This window comes from Rahnella aceris (assembly GCF_011684115.1).
GTDB lineage: Bacteria > Pseudomonadota > Gammaproteobacteria > Enterobacterales > Enterobacteriaceae > Rahnella > Rahnella aceris.
The window spans coordinates 1-20389 of sequence record NZ_JAADJV010000005.1; the positions used below are offsets into that span (position 1 = coordinate 1).

The following is a 20389-nucleotide window of genomic DNA, read 5'->3' on the forward strand; positions in this document are numbered from 1 at the left end:
GCTTTCCTCATTCAGTGTCAACCGTTTATTTTATCCGGTTGCCGCTGTTTTTAATCTTTCCGACCCGGTCACTTCGTGATGTTGTTCACGTTGTTCCCTGTCGATGGAGCGGCATTATAGGGAGTTCTCAGCAGGCCGCAAGGGCTAATTTCACTTTTCCTACCAAGCGTTCATAAATTCACCAAATGAATAAGTAACACACAAGTAATGCATAAAAAACGGGCTCCGAATGACTCCGGAGCCCGTTATAAGGCCGCTACTTATCTATTTACTGTCTTGCGATGATGTGATCATTTTCCACATCGACAGTAATTGGTTTGCCTGGGATCAGCTTGCCAGACAAGATTTGCTGAGCCAGCGGGTTCTCAATCTCCTGCTGGATGGCACGTTTCAATGGACGCGCACCATAAACCGGGTCAAATCCTGTGTTACCCAGCAGTTCCAGCGCCGCATCGGTCAGCGTTGCCGTGTAGCCGTGTTCTTCTAAGCGTTTATACAAACGTGCCAGCTGGATCTTGGCGATATTCTTGATATGCCCATGACCCAGCGGATGGAACACAACCACTTCATCTATACGGTTGATGAATTCCGGACGGAAGCTGTGTGTGACCACTTCCATTACCGACGCTTTCATCTGCGCATAGCTGGCCTCACCGAAGTGCTGCTGAATAATGTCAGAGCCCAGGTTAGAGGTCATGATGACAACCGTGTTGCGGAAATCAACTGTTCTCCCCTGCCCGTCAGTTAAACGGCCGTCATCCAGCACCTGCAATAAGATGTTGAAGACATCCGGGTGCGCCTTCTCAACTTCATCTAACAAGATGACAGAGTAAGGACGACGACGAACCGCTTCGGTCAGGTAACCCCCTTCCTCATAACCGACATAACCCGGAGGCGCACCGACCAGACGTGAAACGGAGTGTTTTTCCATAAACTCTGACATATCGATGCGAACCATCGCGTCATCGCTGTTAAACAGGAATGTCGCCAGCGCTTTACACAGCTCTGTTTTACCCACACCGGTCGGACCGAGGAACAGGAATGACCCGATCGGACGGTTTGGATCTGACAATCCTGCGCGGCTACGACGAATGGCATTCGATACTGCTTCTACCGCCTCGTTCTGGCCAATCACACGGTTATGAAGTTCTTCTTCCATACGCAGCAGTTTTTCACGTTCACTTTCAAGCATCCGGGCAACCGGAATACCGGTCCAGCGCGCCAGCACGTCGGCAATTTCCACATCTGTCACACGGTTGCGCAGCAGCTTCATGGTTTTACCGTCTGCCTGAGTCGCCGCTGCCAGCTGTTTTTCCAGTTCCGGGATTTTACCGTACTGCAATTCTGACATACGGCCCAGATCGCCAACGCGGCGAGCCTGTTCAAGCGTAATCTTTGCCTGCTCCAGCTCGGCTTTAATATTCTGCGTGCCGGTCAGGGATGCTTTCTCAGCTTTCCACTCTTCTTCCAGCTCAGAATATTCACGCTCTTTCTGGCTCAGTTCGGTTTCCAGCATTTCCAGACGTTTCACACTGGCATCATCAGACTCTTTTTTCAGCGCCTGCTGTTCCAGTTTGAGCTGAATAATACGGCGATCGAGACGGTCCAGAGACTCCGGTTTAGAGTCCATCTGCATACGAATGCTGGATGCCGCTTCATCTATAAGGTCGATTGCTTTATCCGGTAACTGACGATCCGAGATATAACGGTGCGACAGTGTGGCCGCCGCAACGATAGCCGGGTCAGTAATCTGTACATGGTGATGCAGCTCATAGCGTTCTTTCAGACCACGCAAGATAGCGATGGTGTCTTCAACAGAAGGCTCGGCAACAAACACTTTCTGGAAACGACGCTCTAACGCCGCATCCTTCTCGATGAACTGACGATATTCATTTAATGTCGTCGCACCTACACAGTGAAGTTCACCACGCGCCAGAGCCGGTTTCAGCATATTGCCGGCATCCATTGCGCCATCGGCTTTACCCGCACCGACCATGGTATGCAATTCGTCGATAAACAGAATGACGTTGCCTTCCTGTTTAGCCAGATCACTCAGCACGCCTTTCAGACGTTCTTCAAATTCACCGCGATACTTGGCACCGGCAACCAATGCACCCATGTCTAATGAAAGCACACGTTTATTTTTCAGACCTTCCGGCACTTCACCATTAATGATGCGCTGTGCCAGTCCTTCCGCAATCGCGGTTTTACCGACACCTGGCTCACCAATCAGCACCGGGTTATTTTTGGTACGACGTTGCAGAACCTGAATAGTCCGGCGAATTTCTTCATCACGACCGATGACCGGATCCAGTTTGCCCTGCTCGGCACGTTCGGTCAGATCGATAGTGAATTTTTTTAATGCCTGACGCTGGTCTTCGGCATTCTGGTCATCCACTTTCTCACCCCCACGCATTTGATCGATAGCCGCTGTGATTTTCTCGGCCGTTGTACCGCAGGCTTTTAACAGATCCGTTAAAGAGCCGTGGTCTTTCATCACGGCCAGAACAAACAGTTCTGAAGAGATGAAAGTATCGGCACGTTGTTGTGCCAGCTTGTCACAAAGATTTAAAACACGTACCAGCTCATGGGATGGTTGAACATCACCGCCGGTACCTTCAACTTGCGGCAAACGCCCCAAAGCCTGATCAACGTCCGTGCGCAGTTTCTGGGTATCTATCCCAGCCGCCGTTAATAAAGGACGTACGGTTCCGCCTTCCTGAGTAAGCAAAGCACTCATCAGGTGAACAGGTTCGATAAATTGATTGTCGCGCCCGAGCGCGAGTGACTGAGCATCCGCGAGGGCAAGCTGGAATTTGCTGGTAAGACGATCCAGACGCATAACACCTCCAATACTGAACAAAATTGCTACTGGAGATTAGATGAGGTCAACCCTCACGTTTTCAAGGTTATCTTGGCAGTATATTCAGAGGACAGCTGTTATGCGTGATGGATCGTCTTGATTCGATAGGTTATATCAGCCAAATTAAACTTGCCAGCCGTCCGGTAATTCCGTCGCGCCGATAAGAGTAAAATTTGTTGCTGTCTGTCACAGTGCAATATTCACCGCCGTAGAGGGCGGTGATACCCGCAGCTTGCAAGCGAAACCGTGCAAGCTGGTAAATGTCGGCCATGAATTTGGCACCTGCAGGTCTGAAAGCGACGGATACGGCAGAGTCCACAGCCATAAAGGCTTCGCGAACTTCGCCGCCAACTTCAAAATGCGCAGGACCAATTGCCGGTCCCATCCACGCCATGATTTCTGCGGGAGCCGCCTCAAAGCAGGCAACCGTATTTTCCAACACGCCTGCACACAAACCACGCCAGCCCGCATGCGCTGCAGCGACTTCATCGCCGTTTTTACTGCAAAACAGAACCGGTAAACAATCGGCTGTCATTGCTGCACAGACAACGCCTGGCTCGCGGGTATAGGCCGCATCGGCAATCTGTGTCGGAATAAGGGGGGTTTGCGATGATAAACGAACCACGTCGGTGCCATGAACCTGCTCAAGCCAGTGTGGCGAAGCAGGCAGACCGCCCAGCTCGATCAACCGCTGGCGGTTCAGCGCAACATGCTCAGGAGAATCCCCGACATGACTGCCGAGGTTAAGCGAACCGTAAGGAGGCAAACTGACACCTCCTTCGCGGGTTGTCGCACATGACCGCACCGATGCCGGTTGCGGCCACTGAGGCTGGATAAGCACGCTCATTACCAGTTCATCTGGTCCTTGAACTCTTCGGTATCCGCTTTAAGCGCATTGATCAGGTCAACCATATCCTGCGGAAGTGGCGCATGCCATTCCATCTGAATACCAGTGACCGGATGATAAAGACGCAGCATGGTAGCGTGAAGAGCCTGACGATCGAATCCGCGCAGCATATTAATGAACGGTTCTGAAGCACCTTTTGGCAGACGTGGACGGCCACCATACAGTTGATCGCCTAACAAAGGATGGTTAATGTGCGCCATATGCACGCGGATCTGGTGTGTACGACCGGACTCCAGACGCAAGCGCAGACGCGTATGAGCACGGAAATGCTCCATGATGCGATAGTGTGTCGTCGCCGGTTTGCCAGTCGGATGAACCGCCATATGCGTACGCTTGGTGGAATGGCGCGCAATCGGCTCATTCACTGTGCCGCCTGCCGTCATTGTACCAATCGCCACGGCTTCATATTCGCGGGTAATTTCGCGGGCCTGAAGTGCGGTCACCAGGTGCGTTTGTGCAGGCACCGACTTCGCCACCACCATCAGACCGGTGGTATCTTTATCCAGGCGATGCACGATGCCGCAGCGCGGTACATCAATAATTGCAGGATAATAATGCAGCAGCGCATTCAGTACCGTGCCATCAGGATTCCCGGCGCCCGGATGAACAACCAGATCACGGGGTTTATTGATGACTAAAATATCAGTATCTTCATACACGATATCTAAAGCGATATCTTGTGGCAGCCAACGCGCTTCTTCTTCAATTTGCGCATCGATTGCGATAGCCTCGCCACCCAACACTTTTTCTTTTGGTTTGGTCACTTTTTTGCCATTGACCGTGACCCTGTCTTCAAGGATCCAATCTTTTATGCGAGATCTTGAATAATCAGGGAACAATTCGGCCAAAGCCTGATCTAACCGTTGACCGAGTTGAGATTCGGCCACCGTTGCGGTGAGTTGTACTTGTTGTGCCATATGCAGCTTCTTGGTTAACGTTGGGTTTTCACGGCGATGCCGTTTAAAATAATGTGCTATTGTAGCTGGTCTTTGTCGGGAGCTTAACGGACAGTCTCCCAGAATAACACCTGAGGATAATCAAAACGTCATGACGCGTGTGAAATATCTGGTGGCAGCAGCCACGTTGAGCCTGGCGCTGGTCGGTTGCTCCAGTTCCAAAGAAACGGTTCCCGATAACCCGCCTAACGTCCTTTATGCCACTGCCCAGCAAAAGCTGCAGGACGGTAACTTTAAAGGCGCTATTGCGCAATTAGAAGCGCTGGATAACCGCTATCCGTTTGGGCCTTACTCGCAGCAAGTTCAGTTAGATCTGATTTATGCCTATTACAAGTCTGCTGACTTGCCTATGGCTCAGGCTTCTATTGATCGCTTTATGCGTCTGAACCCAACACATCCGAATATCGACTACGTCATGTATATGCGTGGTTTAACGGATATGGCGTTGGATGACAGTGCCCTGCAAGGATTTTTCGGTGTTGATCGTTCAGACCGTGATCCACAGCATGCACGTGCAGCATTCCGTGATTTCAGCCAGTTGATCCACACGTATCCAAACAGCCAGTACGCCACTGACGCGACTAAACGTTTGGTATTCCTGAAAGATCGTTTGGCGAAATACGAGCTGTCAGTGGTGCAATACTACACTAAACGCGGTGCTTACGTCGCTGTCGTTAACCGTGTAGAACAAATGCTGAAAGATTATCCGGATACGAAAGCAACGCATGATGCGCTGCCGTTGATGGAAAACGCCTACCGTGAACTGCAGCTGAACACTCAGGCTGATAAAGTCGCGAAAATTATTGCCGCCAACAGCGCAGCATAATTTTACATGTCCGTGGACAAACGGTAGCTCAGGCTGCCGTTTTTTTTGGCTCTTTTTAGGGGATAATTGCAGAAACACAGGAAAGAATAACGTACTGATCCTATCAATCATGCCTGCTCCTGAATGAAGTCTCAAGGCCTTTCCGGCCATTAATTACCCTGAGTCACATAAACTTCAACATTGACAAAAAGTGACAAAAAACCGCGAGTTTAGGGACGCATTTCGTAAAAAAGGCTGGTATGTTGGATTCATCGGAGACGGAAAGAAGAGAGGTAAGTTATATGACAGTCAACATTACCAGTAAACAAATGGACATCACCCCCGCGATTCGTGAACACATCGAAGGGCGTCTGAAAAAACTGGATAAATGGCAAACTCAGCTCATTAACCCACACATAATCCTGTCGAAAGAACCTCAGGGATTTGTCGCCGATGCGACCATCAGTACACCAAACGGAAAACTGGTTGCCAGTGCTACGCACGATGATATGTACGCTGCGATTAACGAAATGACGACCAAACTCGAGCGCCAGCTCAATAAAGCGCAGCATAAAGGTGAGGCCCGCCGTGCAGAGTCCGGCGTCAAAGAACTCAATCTGGAACCGGTGCAGGAAGAAGAGGAATAACCGGGTTATCCGGCATGTCAGTAACAACGCGCTCTGAGGGGCGCGTTTTTTGTGTCTGAAGGAATCTTATTGACACAGGGAAAACCCAGCGGTTACTTTAAGACTCTGATCAAACTTATGGAAACAACGTATACATGAATACCCGTCTGTTTTTCTTCGCATTCTTTTTTACCTTCCCCTGATTGGGAGGCGTTTCGTCGCGAAAGAATGAATGCGAAGACGAACAACAAAGCCTCCTGAAAAGGGGGCTTTTTTTATGCCTGCGTTTCACACATTTTGCTGAAAGAAAGAACATCTAAAAGGGTAATAACATGACCGAGAACTCATTACTGGCTCTGCGCGAACGCATCAGCGCATTAGACCTGAAATTGCTGGCCCTGCTGGCAGAACGACGTACGATGGCGATTGAGGTCGCGCAATCCAAAATGCACTCTCACCGCCCTATCCGCGATAAAGAACGCGAAGCAGAACTGATTAACACACTGATTCAGGAAGGGAAAAAACAGGGGCTGGACGGCCATTACATCACCCGCGTTTATCAGCTAATCATTGAAGATTCCGTTCTCACACAGCAGGCACTCCTGCAGCAACATCTGAATAAAACCTCTTCTGATTCAGCCCGCATCGCTTTCCTCGGTCCGAAAGGTTCATATTCACATCTCGCTGCCCGTCAGTTTGCCGCACGTCATTTCGACCAGTTCATCGAATGTGGCTGCCAGAAATTCCAGGATATCTTTTCTCAGGTTGAAACCGGCCAGGCTGATTACGCGGTATTGCCGATTGAAAATACCAGTTCCGGCTCAATCAATGACGTTTATGACCTGCTGCAACACACCAGTTTGTCAATTGTGGGCGAGCTGACAAACCCTATCGATCATTGCGTTCTGGTGGCGGCAGACACGGATTTGTCGCAGATTCAGACGGTTTACAGCCATCCGCAACCCTTCCAGCAATGCAGCCAGTTCATTAACCGCTTCCCTCACTGGAAAATTGAATACTGCGAAAGCACTGCGGCGGCGATGGAAAAAGTGGCGGCAGCCAACTCTTCGCACGTGGCTGCGCTGGGCAGCGAAGCCGGTGGTGCATTGTACAAATTGCAGGTGCTCGAACACAACCTGGCGAACCAGCAGGAAAACATCACCCGCTTCATTATTCTGGCGCGCAAAGCCATTGAAGTGACAGACCAGGTTCCGGCTAAAACCACGCTGATTATGGCCACTGGCCAGCAAGCGGGGGCGCTGGTGAACGCGCTTCTGGTGCTGCGTGATCAGGGCATCATCATGACCAAGCTGGAATCACGTCCGATCAACGGTAATCCGTGGGAAGAGATGTTTTATATCGATGTGCAGGCAAACCTGCGTTCAGAAGAGATGAAAAAGGCGCTGAAGGATCTGGCTCCAATCACACGCTCGCTGAAAGTTCTCGGCTGTTATCCAAGCGAAAACGTCGTTTCCGTCGACCTGTAATTTTCCACAAACAAAAAGGGCGCTGCATACAACTGCAACGCCCTTCTTTTCATTTACAGACAGCATTTCCGAAAAGCTTACTTGCGATTGTCGTTGGCCTGACGGAGTAACGCACCACTTTCTTTCAGGAAACGCGGTGCATAATCACCGAACCAGTGCTCAACCTGCCTGAACTTATCGATAAACGCCTGTTTATCACCCGTTTCCAGCAGAGCAAGTGCATCGCCAAAACGCTGATAGTAACGTTTGATCAGCGCCAGATTACTTTCTGACGACATAATAATATCAGCGTAAAGCTGCGGATCCTGTGCAAACAAGCGACCAACCATCGCCAGTTCGAGGCGATAGATCGGTGAAGACAGAGCCAGCAACTGTTCGATTTCAACGTTTTCTTCTGATAAATGCATGCCATAAGCAAACGTTGCAAAGTGGCGTAACGCCTGAATGAACGCCATGTTCTGGTCGTGCTCGACCGCACTGATTTTATGCAGGCGAGCACCCCAGACCTGTAACTGCTCCAGCAACCACTGATAGGCCTGAGGTTCACGACCATCGCAGTACACCACAACCTGTTTTGCCAGGCTGCTGACATCCGGCCCAAACATAGGATGCAAGCCAAGCACCGGACCTTCATGCACCGCCAGCATCGCCTGCAGCGGACGATTTTTCACTGACGCCAGATCCACCAGAATACAGTCATCCGGCAGTTTTGGCAGACGTGCGATCACTTCTTCAGTCAGATGGATCGGTACGCTGACAATCACCATTCCGGCATCCGCCAGTAATGTTTCTGCCTGCGGCCAGTCTTCCTGCTCCAGCACTTTTACCTGATAACCGGAAAGTTCAAGCAGACGAGTGAACAAGCGCCCCATCTGCCCGTTTCCGCCAATAATCACCACCGGGCGCAATGCCGGATGCAATGTTTTGAAGCCTTTATCGTTTTCGCTTGAGTAGGACTCACGCATCACGCGGCGCAATACATCTTCAATCAGATCGGGCGGAACACCGAGGTTCTGCGCTTCCTGACGGCGTGAAGCCAGCATTGCCGCTTCCCGTTCAGGGACATAAATCGGCAAACCATAACGACTTTTGACTTCCCCGACTTCTGCCACCAGCGCAAGACGCCGTGATAAGAGATCTAACAACGCTTTATCAACGTCGTCGATCTGATCGCGCAACGCGTTAAGTTCTGCCACCATAAAAACTTACTCTCCTGCGATTCGTGCCGCCAGCGCGTCGCCCAGTTCCTGATGCATCGTGCGCAGCAGGTTTTCCGTGGTTTCCCAGTTAATGCAGGCATCCGTAACAGACACACCGTATTTCATTTCTGAACGCGGTTGTTCAGAAGACTGGCTGCCTTCGTTCAGATGACTTTCCAGCATCAGCCCCGTGATAGAGCGGTTACCGGCTTTAATCTGATCGATGACAGACTGAGCCACAACAGGCTGGCGACGATAGTCTTTGTTTGAGTTACCGTGACTGCAATCTATCATCAAGGAAGGATGGAGTCCCGCATCGGCCATCTGTTTTTCACAGGCCTGAACGTCCTGCTCGCTGTAGTTTGGCATTTTGCCGCCGCGCAAAATCACATGCCCGTCCGGGTTGCCCTGAGTCTGCAACAGGCAAACCTGACCGGCCTGATTGATCCCCACAAAGCGGTGCGCCATTTCTGCAGCACGCATCGCATTGATCGCCGTACCCAGGCTGCCGTCAGTCCCGTTCTTGAAGCCCACAGGCATTGACAGACCAGACGCCATTTCGCGGTGAGTCTGAGATTCGGTCGTACGCGCACCGATTGCTGACCAGCTGAACAGATCACCTAAGTATTGCGGACTGTTGGGATCCAGCGCTTCTGTTGCCAGCGGTAACCCCATGCCGACCAGTTGCAGCAACAAATCACGGGCAATGTGCAGACCCGCCTCCACATCAAACGTGCCGTCCATGTGCGGATCGTTAATTAACCCTTTCCAGCCGACAGTGGTCCGCGGTTTTTCAAAGTAAACACGCATCACGATGTACAAACGATCGCTGAGTTCGGCCGCCAGTGTTTTCAGGTGACGCGCGTAATCCAGCGCCGCATCCACGTCATGAATTGAGCAAGGGCCACACACCACCAGAAGACGAGGATCACGACCATGGACGATATCCGCGATGGTTTTACGTGCTTCGGAAATACTGTTTTCGTCGCTGACGCTTAAAGGAAAACGGTTTTTCAGCTCTTCAGGAGTGATAAGGATTTGTTCGGCAGTGATATGAACATTATTCAGGGCGTCTTTTTGCATGATCGTGTTCCGTTATAAGGAAAATGGGCTGCCACGGCGGCATCTGCGGACAACATTAACACAGCACGTAAACTTAGCAAGCCTTAGTTGTAAACTTAACATTACCATTTCACCATTGATATGCAGACAACGGAAAGTTAACTTTACATAAAAAGCGAATCAGACGAAAAGGATGTACCGTAAATATTACACATGGTTTGTCAGCGGTGAAAAAGGAATTTCAGGGGAGGGAAGGAGAACAACGTCAGAAATACCCTCAGCAACAGGGAGCTGCTGAGGAGACGAAATTTACAGATTACGATCCAGGGTAATAAATACCTGCCCTAAAGCAGTCACTTCATCCACGCCACACTCGAAATGGCTTTCCTGACGCGTCACGCTCAGACGGTTACCAGGAATACGGGCCACATCATAAACGTCCAGATCACCATCAATGTCCAACAGCCAGCGACCATTGCCGGGATGTGTGCTGCCCAGATCGATAATCCATGAATGATTGCCTTTCACGATATACGCAGGCTGCGCCAGCGAATCGTCCAATAGCGAAGGGTCAACCGTCCAGAGGCCTTCTTCCTCAAGCTCCCCGCCGCGCAATCTCAATTTTTTAAGCTGACGGATTTCACCTGACGCCACGGCAGCCGAAGAGCTTGCATCCTGCATCGCGCCTTTGCCCGTTGCCAGCCAGCGCAACGAGACGCCGGTATCCAGCGCACAGGCCACGACCACATCACCGGGGAAATAATCTCTTCTTACCCAGGTACTTATCGTGCCAGATGATAATCCATACAGATCCCCCAGTTCCTTCTGCATGCTAAAGCCGTAAGCCTGAAGCATACGCGTCAGAACAGCTTTTCCACCTTCAAGTTCATCTAATTGCATCTGGCGAAAACCCCTGAATCTGTAAATATCATCTTGACAACTCGCAAATGCAAGTTTAGATTGATTATGTAATGTACCGACAGACGACCATGATACCAAATTTACGGCGTCGTGGAGAAATAAGGAGACGCGATGTTTTTAGGAACAGAGCAGCAGCGCCAAACCGGCCTGCGCCATATCGCTCATCTGAAAGAAACTTATTTCGTTCAGAGTAAGAATCAGGTTGAGGTTATTTATGATCAGGCTCCTGAAAAATGGAAACTCACATTATGTTTTCACGCCGGTCTTAAACGCCATCATACCTTACTGACATATTCACAATTAAATAATGAGGAAAAAATGAAAATAATGCAGGCATTATTATCACTTCGCCACTTCACGGCGATATTTAAAGGAGAACTTTACTGATGGCAGACTGGATAGATGAATCGCAGGAGTATCAGTTAAAAATCCTCGAAGCGCAGATTACGCAGGCAACCCGTACCCGGCCTGCACTGTCGGCCTTCTTCTGCGTGGATTGTGATTCTCCGATTGCGGAGCCACGCAGGAAAATCATCCCCGGTGTACAGCGATGTATTGAATGTCAGGAAATTGAGGAGATTAAAAGAAAGAATTACCGCCCCGTATAAAAAGTCTAATTAATATTATTAAAATTAATCATCACGCTGGAAATAATATTATTTCCGGAGAGGATTTTCTATTTTATTTTTCGGAATAAATGTATGTCAGAGAATATCAGAGGCAGAACAATCCCTTCGCCCCCACCTGCATTTAACCGGACACCAGGGCAATATTTTGCGGGTACCTGGTGGTGGAATGCCCCCCGCGCAGCGCTCTGCAGCCCGCTGGAAAAACCACTGACCCGTGACTTTTGTCAGCGCCAGCAAACGGCCCTTTCTCAGCTGGCAGCACTGCCCCGTTGCGTGCGCACGCCGTTATATCAGCGGTATACATTTTTACTGGAAACTAAAGGAGTGCGCGTGGCGTTTCATTTCCTGATGACAGTTTTCACGCAACGCGTATGGCCGCGTATTAAGCTGGTAAATGCGCGAAACACACTGAATCGTCAAATCTCGCAAAAGCTACTCACTGAAGAAGAAATGTTTAACCGCTTGCCCGATCTTAATGATGACGGTCTGAGAAGGCTGGCCAACAAACTTGCCGTGCAAATGCAGGATGCCTATGAATATCACTGTGAATGCTGGCTGAAAAACCGTCCTGACGAACCCGGCATTTTGTTGCGCGACAGCACACAGCAGGAAATTTACAGCCATGTCGCCGCGATGGCACGTTCCTGCCGCGTACAACCTCTTTACTGGCAGAAATGGCAAAAAGGCCGTATGACAACGCATTCGGCTGTCGCAAGCATTTCACGTCTGGTCAGCGGCGAATGGTGGGAAAAACAGCTGCGTTCAAAACAGCGTTTGTGGCGGGAATCCCTGATGATTGCCTGCGGTTATGTCAGCCGCGCGACATCGCCTTATGCCAGTAAAAACGCCATCCGTGACGTGGTATCACGCCGCTTATCCGCCATCAACTACCTGAAACAGTGCCAGCTCGAAAATGTTGAATCCGGTGAAACGCTGAGTTTGCTGGATACCGTATTGGCCAGCATTTCCAATCCCAAACTTCGTCGTATGGAACTGATGACGCTGATCGCCGGCGTCGAAGATGTCGCTGACCGGCAGCGCGACTGTGGGCTGTTTATTACGCTGACCACGCCGTCAAAATATCATCCGCTGAAAACCACCGGAACCCGTACTGCTCCAATCTTTAATAAGAAATGGGAGCAGCACGCGTTTACCCCCAAAGATGCGCAGCGTTATCTGGTGGCTGTCTGGGCAAAAATCCGTACCACTTTTAAAGACCGGAACCTGAAAGTTTACGGCGTACGCGTCGTCGAACCGCATCATGACGGCACGCCGCACTGGCACATGATGTTGTTCACACCGCAGGATCAGCAGCAAAAAGTGACAGAGGTTATGCGCCGTTATGCTCTTGAAGAAGATTCGGATGAACCGGGTGCCGCTGAGTCACGTTTCAATTGCAAGCCGCTAAACCGGGGTGGCGCAGCCGGATATATCGCGAAATACGTCGCCAAGAATATCGATGGATACGCGCTCGATGGCGAAACCGATTTTGACTCTGGACGCTTGCTGACAGATATCGCCACTGCGGTCACCTCCTGGGCCTCGACGTGGCGGATCCCACAATTCCACGCCATCGGTATTCCCTCAGTCGGCGCCTGGCGAGAATGCAGGCGGATCCGCTACCAGAATCTGACCAGCCGTTTTGACGCACGGGTTGAAAACGTGCGCAGCGCTGCCGATGAAGGTGATTTCGCCCGTTATATTCAGGCACAGGGTGGTATTCACATTCCCCGCAAGGCGCAAACGGTTCGCGTTGCCCGTCAACTCAGCGAGGAGAAAAATGCCTACGACGAGCCCCGCAATAAAGTCATCGGCATTTATGCCCCTCATCTGGGCATCTCTCATATTTTTCTGACACACACTGCACAGTGGCGGATTGTCCGTCACCGGCCTTCTTATACGGAAATATCGAAGATTCGTATACCTTGGAGTTCTGTCAATAACTGTGGATCGCCTCCCGCCTGACAAAGTCAGTCATTGATACAAAAACCGCGCCAATAAAAATTCATACATAAATTCAATGGATTATAAATTTTAAAATACTCTGGCTGTTGACGTATCAGATCAATTAAAGAATACTGTATATAAACACAGTATCTGGCGAGGGGAGAAAATGGAAAACCTGACTAAACAACAGTTAACGTTGTCCAGGATACAATTGATCGCAGACATTTCGCAGACGGCGCAATGCAATCCAAAAGAATTCCTGGTCGTGATGTCACTGATCTCAGAGCTGGCCAGCCAGGCGCTGACTGACGAGAACCAGGACGTTGTGTATTGCAACGGGAGCACTGACGACACCCACTGATTGCCAGATCCTGCGGCGGTAGTAGCCAACATTACTGGCGCTTGCCCGACCGGTTTCCCTCCGGACTAAGCGCCCCGCCCTTTCCCTCTCTTCGCTGTCTGCTTACCTGTTGTGCCAGCTGTTTCACATCCCACTCAGATTGCCGCCCGGCGTGCTATTGCGCAGACTGAACTCACCTCCTGACGATTTCACTCACTTGTGGAGAAAGTTCATGAAAGTCTATGCAGAACAGGGCGATACCCTCGATTCTCTTTGCTGGCGCTATTACAACCGCACGGCACTCGTCGTCGAAAAAGTGTATGCCGCCAATATTGGCATCGCGGATTTAGGCCCGTTATTACCTCACGGCACAGCCGTCTTTATGCCCGACATTGCAGAACAACCGGTTCAGGAAACGATCAAATTATGGGACTGAATACGGAGCGCATCAGTTCAGGCTGCGCCTATTTCATCGCCACTTCGCTGACCTGGCTCGCCAGTCTGACATCGCAGGACGTCGCCTTTCTGGTCGGCTCAGCAGTTGGCGTCGGCACGTTTTTGATCAACTGGTACTACCGGCGCAAAAGCTATCAGTTGCTGGCACGTAAAGGTCTGAGCAAAGACGACTATGAAAACCTCAACTCTTAAACGCTGTAGTGCCGCCGTGGTCCTGGGGCTGATGGCAGCACTGCCAGGCTACAGCTCTTTGCAGGTGTCAGAAGAGGGTCTGCGGTTGATCACCGATTTTGAAGGCTGTCAGCTGCAACCCTATCAATGCAGCGCTGGCGTATGGACCAGCGGCATCGGTCATACGGCCGGCGTTAAACCGGCACAGGAAGTCACCGAACATCAGGCCGCTGAAAACCTGCTGGGGGATATTCAGCAGACAGAGCGCGCCGTAAAAAAATGTATGCCGGTGATCATGCCGCAACCGGTTTTTGATGCCGTGGTGTCCTTCAGTTTTAACGTCGGCACCGGTGCCGCCTGTAAATCAACACTGGCGTTTTTCATCAACCAACAGCAGTGGCAACAAGCCTGCGACCAGTTGCCACGGTGGGTTTTCGTCAATGGCGAACGCAACCGGGGTCTGGAACGCAGGCGAAATGCCGAACGTACTCTCTGCCTGAAAGGAGTCTGAATGCGTCTGTTAACAGCACTTCTGGCGGGGATGGTTTTACTGGTCGCCATCCTGTTGCTTTCCAATCGCTCATTACAGCACGACCTCAACAATGCCAGTCAGCAACGCGATGCCCTGATTACACAGTTACAACAACGCGAGCAGTTGATCGCCACACTGAACCAGCAAATACGCCAGCGCGAGCAAGCTGAACTGGCGTTACGCGAAGACCTGAACACCGCCCGGCAAGTGATGCAAAGCCGTGAGCAACAAAGGCAGAGGAGCCTCCATGATGATCCGCAAACCCGTCAGTGGGCTGACAGCAGTCTGCCTGCTGATATCAGCCGGTTGCACCAGCGTCCCGCCTTCAGCTCCGCCAGCGATTATTTACGTTGGCTGTCCGGCGGTCAGCTCATGCCCTATTCCGGCCAGCAAACCGGCCACCAATGAAGATCTGAGTACCGACATTCTTCAGCTGGAGTCCGCGCTGATGGATTGCGGCTTACAAATTGAAGCCATCAAAAAGTGTCAGGAGGCACAACATGCAAAAACCGATTCAATTGCAACAACGGCTGATTGAACAGATCCCCTTGCTTGCGGCTACGCCTGAAAAACTGGTGATTGCCACCGGGCCGGGCAATGTGGTGGCCACATCTGCACCTTCGCTTTCTTTTGAGTACCGCTATCCGCTGACAGTGACGATCACTGACGACGCGCTCAGCGAAACGCTGGTCGATCTGGCCGTGGTCACCGTTCTCGACTGGCTGCAGGTTAATCAGCCTGAAATTCTCGGCAACGCCTTGCACCGGCTAAATGATTTTACCTTCACTCAGCAGGAACGAAGCCTCGCTCTGGTGCTGCAACTGACAGAACGCGTCCAGGTAAGTGACAAGGATGAGGTGCGCACCATCACTCATCTCCCGGAACCGCCACTGCCAGAAAATGTGGCGCTGCCGCGTCAGGTTTATCTCAACGGCGAACTGATCAGCAGCTGGACGGTGTAATCCGATAAACCTTGTTGTGTCAGCCGCTGGCGAACGGTCACCGGTTGTCGCTCAACCCTCTGAAACGGCATCCTTTATCCCATGAACACGACTCTTCAACTCAACGACATAATGCGGCTGATTGGCAATCTGGTACGCATCGGCAAAGTCTCCGAACTGGATCTTGCCAACGCCCGCTGCCGCGTCAAAACGGGCAGCAACGTGACAGCCTGGCTGCCGTGGATGACGCATCGCGCCGGACGTACGCGCAGCTGGTGGGCGCCCTCCGTCGGTGAACAGGTTTTGCTGCTCTCGATGGGCGGCGAGCTTAATACGGCATTCGTGTTACCGGCAGTATTTTCTGATGCTTCGCCCGCCCCATCTGCCTCGCCGGACGCCTTTCATCTGGCCTTCCCGGACGGCGCAGTTTTTGAATACGAACCGGCACAAAGCGCTCTGAAAGTGACGGGAATTAAAACAGCCGTGATTAACGCAGCGCAAAAGGTTGAGGTGACCGCACCCGAAATCCGCTGTACCGCCAGCACCCGCATCACGCTCGACACGCCGGAAGTAGTTTGCACCAGCAAACTGACTACCGGATCTCTCGAGGTGAAACAAGGCGGCACGCTGACCGGCAACTTAACCCACAGCGGCGGCAGCCTGACATCCAACGGCATCGTTGTGCACACTCACCGCCACAGCGGTGTTCAGACCGGCGGCGGTCAGACAGGAGGCCCGCAATGAGCAATCCCAAGTACCTGGGGATGAACAGAAACAGCGGTATGGCTATCGAAGATCTCGACCATATCCGCCAGTCCGTGAGCGACATTTTGAATACACCGGTCGGTTCCAGAGTGATGCGCCGCAATTACGGTTCGTTACTTTCTGAGCTGATCGACCAGCCGCAAAACGGCGCACTGCAACTGCAGATGATGGCAATTTGCTACACCGCATTGTTGCAGTGGGAACCCCGCATTTCACTGAATGCCATCACTTTCGAGACCGATTACACCGGCAAGATGGTGGTGGAACTGACCGGAAGCCGTAACGACACGGCAACGGATTTTTCCCTGAATATTCCTGTGAGCTGACACTTATGGCAACGATCGATTTAAGCCAGTTACCGCCCCCTGATGTGGTCGAAGAACTGGATTATGAAAGCCTGCTTGAAGAACGTAAAACGACGCTGATTTCGCTCTATCCAGCCGATCAGCAGGAGGCCATCAGCCGCACGCTGACGCTGGAATCCGAACCGCTGGTCAAACTGTTGCAGGAGAATGCCTACCGCGAACTGATCCTGCGCCAGCGGGTGAACGAAGCCGCACGCGCCGTGATGGTGGCCTATGCGACGGGCAGTGATCTGGATCAGCTTGCGGCGAATAATGGCGTAGAAAGACTGGTGCTGGCGCCTGCAGATAACTCCACAGTTCCTCCAGTCGCAGCTGTCATGGAAAGTGATGCAGATTTCCGAACGCGCATCCCGCAGGCCTTTGAAGGAATGAGTGTTGCCGGCCCGTCCGGGTCATACGAATTCCACGGTTTGTCTGCAGATGGCCGGGTGGCGGACATCTCGGTTATCAGTCCCTCCCCCGCCAATGTCACTATTTCTGTGCTGTCGCGTGAAGCCAATGGTATCGCTCCGGAAGACTTATTAACGAAAGTCCGTATCGCACTGAACGACGAAAATGTACGACCTGTTGCCGACCGGGTTCTGGTGCAATCAGCCAGTGTGGTGCCTTATGAAATTGATGCCACGCTCTATCTGTATCCGGGGCCAGAATCTGAACCTATCATTCTGGCAGCCGAAGAAAAACTGAAATCTTATATCAGCGATCAACATCGCCTGGGCCGCGATATCAGGCTTTCCGCCATCTATGCCGCACTGCATGTCGAAGGCGTCCAGCGTGTTGAGCTTGCTAAACCCACCGCAGACATTGTGCTCGACAGCACGCAAGCCTCTTATTGTACAAATTACGTGATTACCGTCGGAGGTTCCGATGAGTAACAGGCTGCTGCCCAGTGGTTCATCCGCGCTGGAACTGGCAGCTGCCGAAGCCTGCGCGGAACTGGCCCGTGTGGATGTTCCGCTGAAAACCTTATGGGATCCGCAAACCTGCCCGGCAAAATTTCTGCCCTATCTGGCATGGGCACTTTCTGTCGATCGCTGGGACAGCGAATGGCCAACAGCGACAAAACGCAGCGTGATTCAGTCTGCCTGGTTCATCCATCAGCATAAAGGCACCATCAGCGCCATCAAACGCGTGGTCGAGCCTCTGGGTTATGTCATTAAGGTCACCGAATGGTGGGAAACCGACGATCCGCCGGGCACGTTCAAACTCGATATCGGCGTTCTGGATTCGGGTATCGATGAAGCCATGTACGAAGAAATGGAGCGCCTGATTGATGATGCGAAACCCGCCAGCCGTCACCTGATCGGGCTGACCATTACCCAGGATATTCCCGGCACCGTCTATCTGGCTGCGGCAATGTATGACGCAGAAATACTCACTGTTTATCCGGACTGATAAGGAATTTTATGAGCAAATTCAAATCCATCGTTACCACCATCGGGCAGGCGCGCATTGCATCAGCTATCGAAAGTGGAAAAGACGTCAATATCACCCATCTGGCCGTCGGTGACGGTAATGGCAGCGCCACGGAACCCTCCGCAGGTCAGACGGCGCTGGTCCATGAAACCTACCGTCTGGCGCTGAATTCGATCAAAATCGACAATAAAAATGCCAACTGGATTATTGCGGAAGCCATTATTCCGGCAAGTGTCGGCGGTTTTTGGATGCGTGAGATGGGGCTGTTTTCAGCACAAGGGGAGCTGATTGCCGTCAGCAATATGGCTGACAGCTATAAACCCACTCTCGAAGAAGGCTCTGGCCGGACGCAAACCCTGCGCATGGTGTTAACCGTAACAGATACCGATGCGGTTAGTCTTACAATCGACGACACCCTGATTATTGCGACCGAAGAATACGTTAATAATCTGCTGGCAGAACATGAAGCCTCACGACGTCACCCCGACGGAACCTTGACCGCTAAAGGTTTTGTGCAGCTGAACAGCGCGGTGGATAGCACCAGTGAAGTTCTGGCAGCTACGCCAAAAGCGGTAAAAACGTCTTACGATCTGGCAAAATCAGCAAATGATAATGCTAACGGGCGTGTTCCAAATACCCGAAAAGTTAACGGGAAAGCTCTCAGTGCAGATATTAATCTTACTGCAACTGATGTCGGTGCTTATAGCATAACGGACTCTGATAATCGTTTTGTTAATACCAGTGGTGACACAGTAAACTCATTAATAGTTTCCAATGACTTCATAATTAATGGGAAAGGATTAATTGGAAAAAATGGCTGGTATGCAGTCAATGCGAACACTAATGTGACAAATGGTTTAAGGCTTCAGGGGAACGGAGGGCAATTTGCCGATTCATATTTTGAAGAAACCATTGGCCAATATGCAGCATTAGGATTTCATGTCGCGTCAGGTGGCGCAGAGGCCTATTACACATTTAGAAATGGAGGTTCACTTCATTTAAACGGACCTGATGTTTATTTGCAACTTGGCCCGGCAACTCATTATTCAGATGGAAACATCTATGGTTCAGTATGGAATGGCTATCTCAATACGTGGCTGGCAAATAATAACACCAACATGCATAACGATGCTCAAAACTTAGTTAATATTTCAGAGAATAATGTCCGAAATTGGGTATATGGGAGTTTCGTTTCGGATATCAGATTAGCAGCGTCAGCAGAATTTCAGGAGCGCGGCAATAACGAAAGGATGGGCGGTGGTGTTATGACTTCATTCAAAGATGCTGGCAGTTCTAACTATTGGATCAGACTCCGTCCTCTTCAAAAAGCAGTCGGTGGCAACTGGTATACAGTGGGGTATGCATGAAAATTCAAAGTTATGGTCCTTTTACAGTTCGTAATAAACTTACTGATGAAGAATTAACTCTGGCCCAGAATCATGGAATTGTTTTTATTGAAGATACTCACGGTAATGACTGGTATCAGTTACAAAAACGATTTTCAAAAGACACCTTAAAAATAGTGTATGAGGAAAGTAACGGATTAATCATATCTGCAAGTCATGATGCATCCACTCTTTGGCCACAATCTTTTTGCATTACAGAGTTAAAAGAATTCACCGACAATTTCACACTTCCTGTAAGTGGTGGGAACTGGACTTTTGATGGGAATAAAATTGTAGCCAGAGTTTATACCCCACTTGAAAACCAAGAAATTGCAGATGAAAAAAAGAGGGAATTATTAAATAAGGCAACGAATATTATTACACCATTACAAGATGCTAAAGAACTCGCAATGGCAAGTGAAGACGAATTAGTAACCCTAAAGGACTGGATGATATTTAGAATACTCGTTAATAGAATTGATACATCCACTGCCCCTGACATCACCTGGCCCGAAATTCCGGCCTGATCTTAAGCCCCTTCGGGGGCTTTTTTATTATTTTATTTCCCCTCTCTGTTGTGCCACCGCCCCCACGCCCCTGATCAAATGCGCTTTCT

Annotated in this window: 26 protein-coding genes and 1 other annotated feature; of the genes, 20 read left to right on the top strand and 6 right to left on the bottom strand. The window is 50.8% G+C overall.

Annotated elements, in window-relative coordinates:
- Positions 1-268: 268 nt before the first annotated feature.
- The 3 genes from clpB to rluD form a co-directional block, all read right to left on the bottom strand.
- Positions 269-2842 (bottom strand): ATP-dependent chaperone ClpB, encoded by a 2574-nt coding sequence (clpB, locus tag GW591_RS20245; RefSeq protein ID WP_119261260.1) that lies wholly within the window; start codon positions 2840-2842, stop codon positions 269-271.
- A 130-nt stretch (positions 2843-2972) separates the two neighbouring features.
- Positions 2973-3710 (bottom strand): purine nucleoside phosphorylase YfiH, encoded by a 738-nt coding sequence (gene yfiH / locus GW591_RS20250; RefSeq protein WP_119261259.1) that lies wholly within the window; start codon positions 3708-3710, stop codon positions 2973-2975.
- Entirely contained in the window at positions 3710-4687 is a 978-nt protein-coding gene (rluD, locus tag GW591_RS20255) for a 23S rRNA pseudouridine(1911/1915/1917) synthase RluD (protein ID WP_037034119.1), read from the bottom strand. The genes yfiH and rluD overlap by 1 nt, the downstream gene beginning before the upstream one ends.
- Positions 4688-4817: 130 nt before the next feature.
- On the opposite strand from rluD, the gene bamD reads away from it, so the two are divergent.
- From bamD to pheA, 4 genes are all read left to right on the top strand, one after another.
- A complete protein-coding gene (gene bamD, locus GW591_RS20260) occupies positions 4818-5552 on the top strand; it encodes an outer membrane protein assembly factor BamD (RefSeq protein ID WP_013574066.1) in 735 nt (244 codons plus the stop codon).
- Between the two features lie 281 nt (positions 5553-5833).
- Positions 5834-6178: a ribosome-associated translation inhibitor RaiA gene (gene raiA / locus GW591_RS20265; RefSeq protein ID WP_013574065.1), complete on the top strand. Its 345-nt coding sequence runs from the start codon at positions 5834-5836 to the stop codon at positions 6176-6178.
- 133 nt (positions 6179-6311) lie between these two features.
- Positions 6312-6436, top strand: a sequence feature (Phe leader region).
- Positions 6313-6360 carry a hypothetical protein gene (locus GW591_RS24250; protein ID WP_369794779.1) on the top strand — a complete coding sequence of 16 codons (48 nt, stop codon included), beginning with the start codon at positions 6313-6315 and terminating at the stop codon, positions 6358-6360. Its footprint overlaps the feature before it by 48 nt.
- A 53-nt stretch (positions 6437-6489) precedes the next feature.
- On the top strand, positions 6490-7644 hold the full coding sequence (gene pheA / locus GW591_RS20270) for a bifunctional chorismate mutase/prephenate dehydratase (protein WP_119261258.1): 1155 nt from the start codon (positions 6490-6492) through the stop codon (positions 7642-7644).
- A 77-nt stretch (positions 7645-7721) separates the two neighbouring features.
- Here pheA and tyrA read toward each other — a convergent pair whose 3' ends face one another.
- The 3 genes from tyrA to GW591_RS20285 all read right to left on the bottom strand — a co-directional run bounded on the left by tyrA (position 7722) and on the right by GW591_RS20285 (position 10805).
- A complete protein-coding gene (tyrA, locus tag GW591_RS20275; RefSeq protein ID WP_013574063.1) occupies positions 7722-8843 on the bottom strand; it encodes a bifunctional chorismate mutase/prephenate dehydrogenase in 1122 nt (373 codons plus the stop codon).
- 6 nt (positions 8844-8849) lie between these two features.
- On the bottom strand, positions 8850-9926 hold the full coding sequence (locus GW591_RS20280) for a 3-deoxy-7-phosphoheptulonate synthase (RefSeq protein WP_013574062.1): 1077 nt from the start codon (positions 9924-9926) through the stop codon (positions 8850-8852).
- A gap of 288 nt (positions 9927-10214) precedes the next feature.
- Positions 10215-10805 carry a helix-turn-helix domain-containing protein gene (locus tag GW591_RS20285; protein ID WP_013574061.1) on the bottom strand — a complete coding sequence of 197 codons (591 nt, stop codon included), beginning with the start codon at positions 10803-10805 and terminating at the stop codon, positions 10215-10217.
- Positions 10806-10937: 132 nt separating this feature from the next.
- Between GW591_RS20285 and GW591_RS20290 the strand changes: the two genes are divergently transcribed.
- From GW591_RS20290 to GW591_RS20360, 16 genes are all read left to right on the top strand, one after another.
- Positions 10938-11213: a DUF5347 family protein gene (locus tag GW591_RS20290; RefSeq protein ID WP_037034122.1), complete on the top strand. Its 276-nt coding sequence runs from the start codon at positions 10938-10940 to the stop codon at positions 11211-11213.
- Positions 11213-11434, top strand: a complete 222-nt coding sequence (locus GW591_RS20295) for a TraR/DksA C4-type zinc finger protein (protein WP_013574059.1) — start codon at positions 11213-11215, stop codon at positions 11432-11434. The genes GW591_RS20290 and GW591_RS20295 overlap by 1 nt, the downstream gene beginning before the upstream one ends.
- Before the next feature lie 93 nt (positions 11435-11527).
- Positions 11528-13420, top strand: a complete 1893-nt coding sequence (locus GW591_RS20300) for a replication endonuclease (protein ID WP_119261256.1) — start codon at positions 11528-11530, stop codon at positions 13418-13420.
- Positions 13421-13568: 148 nt separating this feature from the next.
- The gene (locus GW591_RS20305) at positions 13569-13763 is read left to right on the top strand and encodes a hypothetical protein (RefSeq protein WP_013574057.1); all 195 of its coding nucleotides are present in this window, start codon (positions 13569-13571) and stop codon (positions 13761-13763) included.
- 211 nt (positions 13764-13974) lie between these two features.
- The gene (locus tag GW591_RS20310) at positions 13975-14178 is read left to right on the top strand and encodes a tail protein X (protein ID WP_013574056.1); all 204 of its coding nucleotides are present in this window, start codon (positions 13975-13977) and stop codon (positions 14176-14178) included.
- Positions 14169-14390: an HP1 family phage holin gene (locus GW591_RS20315; RefSeq protein WP_013574055.1), complete on the top strand. Its 222-nt coding sequence runs from the start codon at positions 14169-14171 to the stop codon at positions 14388-14390. Before GW591_RS20310 ends, GW591_RS20315 begins: the two co-directional genes overlap by 10 nt.
- Positions 14371-14880 (top strand): lysozyme, encoded by a 510-nt coding sequence (locus GW591_RS20320; protein ID WP_013574054.1) that lies wholly within the window; start codon positions 14371-14373, stop codon positions 14878-14880. Before GW591_RS20315 ends, GW591_RS20320 begins: the two co-directional genes overlap by 20 nt.
- Positions 14881-15309: an Rz-like lysis system protein LysB gene (lysB, locus tag GW591_RS20325; protein WP_166861311.1), complete on the top strand. Its 429-nt coding sequence runs from the start codon at positions 14881-14883 to the stop codon at positions 15307-15309.
- Positions 15197-15439 (top strand): Rz1-like lysis system protein LysC, encoded by a 243-nt coding sequence (gene lysC, locus GW591_RS24165; protein WP_232829710.1) that lies wholly within the window; start codon positions 15197-15199, stop codon positions 15437-15439. Before lysB ends, lysC begins: the two co-directional genes overlap by 113 nt.
- Positions 15402-15863, top strand: a complete 462-nt coding sequence (locus tag GW591_RS20330; RefSeq protein WP_013574052.1) for a phage tail protein — start codon at positions 15402-15404, stop codon at positions 15861-15863. Before lysC ends, GW591_RS20330 begins: the two co-directional genes overlap by 38 nt.
- A gap of 81 nt (positions 15864-15944) precedes the next feature.
- Positions 15945-16586, top strand: coding sequence for a phage baseplate assembly protein V (locus GW591_RS20335; protein WP_013574051.1), 642 nt, complete (start codon positions 15945-15947; stop codon positions 16584-16586).
- The gene (locus tag GW591_RS20340) at positions 16583-16933 is read left to right on the top strand and encodes a GPW/gp25 family protein (protein WP_013574050.1); all 351 of its coding nucleotides are present in this window, start codon (positions 16583-16585) and stop codon (positions 16931-16933) included. Before GW591_RS20335 ends, GW591_RS20340 begins: the two co-directional genes overlap by 4 nt.
- Before the next feature lie 5 nt (positions 16934-16938).
- Positions 16939-17847, top strand: a complete 909-nt coding sequence (locus GW591_RS20345) for a baseplate assembly protein (protein ID WP_119261254.1) — start codon at positions 16939-16941, stop codon at positions 17845-17847.
- On the top strand, positions 17840-18367 hold the full coding sequence (locus GW591_RS20350) for a phage tail protein I (protein ID WP_119261253.1): 528 nt from the start codon (positions 17840-17842) through the stop codon (positions 18365-18367). The genes GW591_RS20345 and GW591_RS20350 overlap by 8 nt, the downstream gene beginning before the upstream one ends.
- Positions 18368-18378: 11 nt before the next feature.
- Complete coding sequence (locus GW591_RS20355; RefSeq protein WP_119261252.1) at positions 18379-19755, top strand: phage tail protein; 1377 nt, start codon at positions 18379-18381, stop codon at positions 19753-19755.
- Positions 19752-20300, top strand: coding sequence for a tail fiber assembly protein (locus GW591_RS20360; protein ID WP_119261251.1), 549 nt, complete (start codon positions 19752-19754; stop codon positions 20298-20300). Before GW591_RS20355 ends, GW591_RS20360 begins: the two co-directional genes overlap by 4 nt.
- Positions 20301-20389: the final 89 nt, after the last annotated feature.

Excerpts from the sequence above, each read along its gene's own strand:
- clpB (WP_119261260.1), bottom strand. The coding sequence starts at position 2,842 with ATGCGTCTGGATCGTCTTACCAGCAAATTCCAGCTTGCCCTCGCGGAT.
- yfiH (WP_119261259.1), bottom strand. The coding sequence starts at position 3,710 with ATGAGCGTGCTTATCCAGCCTCAGTGGCCGCAACCGGCATCGGTGCGG.
- rluD (WP_037034119.1), bottom strand. The coding sequence starts at position 4,687 with ATGGCACAACAAGTACAACTCACCGCAACGGTGGCCGAATCTCAACTC.
- bamD (WP_013574066.1), top strand. The coding sequence starts at position 4,818 with ATGACGCGTGTGAAATATCTGGTGGCAGCAGCCACGTTGAGCCTGGCG.
- raiA (WP_013574065.1), top strand. The coding sequence starts at position 5,834 with ATGACAGTCAACATTACCAGTAAACAAATGGACATCACCCCCGCGATT.
- pheA (WP_119261258.1), top strand. The coding sequence starts at position 6,490 with ATGACCGAGAACTCATTACTGGCTCTGCGCGAACGCATCAGCGCATTA.
- tyrA (WP_013574063.1), bottom strand. The coding sequence starts at position 8,843 with ATGGTGGCAGAACTTAACGCGTTGCGCGATCAGATCGACGACGTTGAT.
- GW591_RS20280 (WP_013574062.1), bottom strand. The coding sequence starts at position 9,926 with ATGCAAAAAGACGCCCTGAATAATGTTCATATCACTGCCGAACAAATC.
- GW591_RS20285 (WP_013574061.1), bottom strand. The coding sequence starts at position 10,805 with ATGCAATTAGATGAACTTGAAGGTGGAAAAGCTGTTCTGACGCGTATG.
- GW591_RS20290 (WP_037034122.1), top strand. The coding sequence starts at position 10,938 with ATGTTTTTAGGAACAGAGCAGCAGCGCCAAACCGGCCTGCGCCATATC.
- GW591_RS20295 (WP_013574059.1), top strand. The coding sequence starts at position 11,213 with ATGGCAGACTGGATAGATGAATCGCAGGAGTATCAGTTAAAAATCCTC.
- GW591_RS20300 (WP_119261256.1), top strand. The coding sequence starts at position 11,528 with ATGTCAGAGAATATCAGAGGCAGAACAATCCCTTCGCCCCCACCTGCA.
- GW591_RS20305 (WP_013574057.1), top strand. The coding sequence starts at position 13,569 with ATGGAAAACCTGACTAAACAACAGTTAACGTTGTCCAGGATACAATTG.
- GW591_RS20310 (WP_013574056.1), top strand. The coding sequence starts at position 13,975 with ATGAAAGTCTATGCAGAACAGGGCGATACCCTCGATTCTCTTTGCTGG.
- GW591_RS20315 (WP_013574055.1), top strand. The coding sequence starts at position 14,169 with ATGGGACTGAATACGGAGCGCATCAGTTCAGGCTGCGCCTATTTCATC.
- GW591_RS20320 (WP_013574054.1), top strand. The coding sequence starts at position 14,371 with ATGAAAACCTCAACTCTTAAACGCTGTAGTGCCGCCGTGGTCCTGGGG.
- lysB (WP_166861311.1), top strand. The coding sequence starts at position 14,881 with ATGCGTCTGTTAACAGCACTTCTGGCGGGGATGGTTTTACTGGTCGCC.
- GW591_RS20330 (WP_013574052.1), top strand. The coding sequence starts at position 15,402 with ATGCAAAAACCGATTCAATTGCAACAACGGCTGATTGAACAGATCCCC.
- GW591_RS20335 (WP_013574051.1), top strand. The coding sequence starts at position 15,945 with ATGAACACGACTCTTCAACTCAACGACATAATGCGGCTGATTGGCAAT.
- GW591_RS20340 (WP_013574050.1), top strand. The coding sequence starts at position 16,583 with ATGAGCAATCCCAAGTACCTGGGGATGAACAGAAACAGCGGTATGGCT.
- GW591_RS20345 (WP_119261254.1), top strand. The coding sequence starts at position 16,939 with ATGGCAACGATCGATTTAAGCCAGTTACCGCCCCCTGATGTGGTCGAA.
- GW591_RS20350 (WP_119261253.1), top strand. The coding sequence starts at position 17,840 with ATGAGTAACAGGCTGCTGCCCAGTGGTTCATCCGCGCTGGAACTGGCA.
- GW591_RS20355 (WP_119261252.1), top strand. The coding sequence starts at position 18,379 with ATGAGCAAATTCAAATCCATCGTTACCACCATCGGGCAGGCGCGCATT.
- GW591_RS20360 (WP_119261251.1), top strand. The coding sequence starts at position 19,752 with ATGAAAATTCAAAGTTATGGTCCTTTTACAGTTCGTAATAAACTTACT.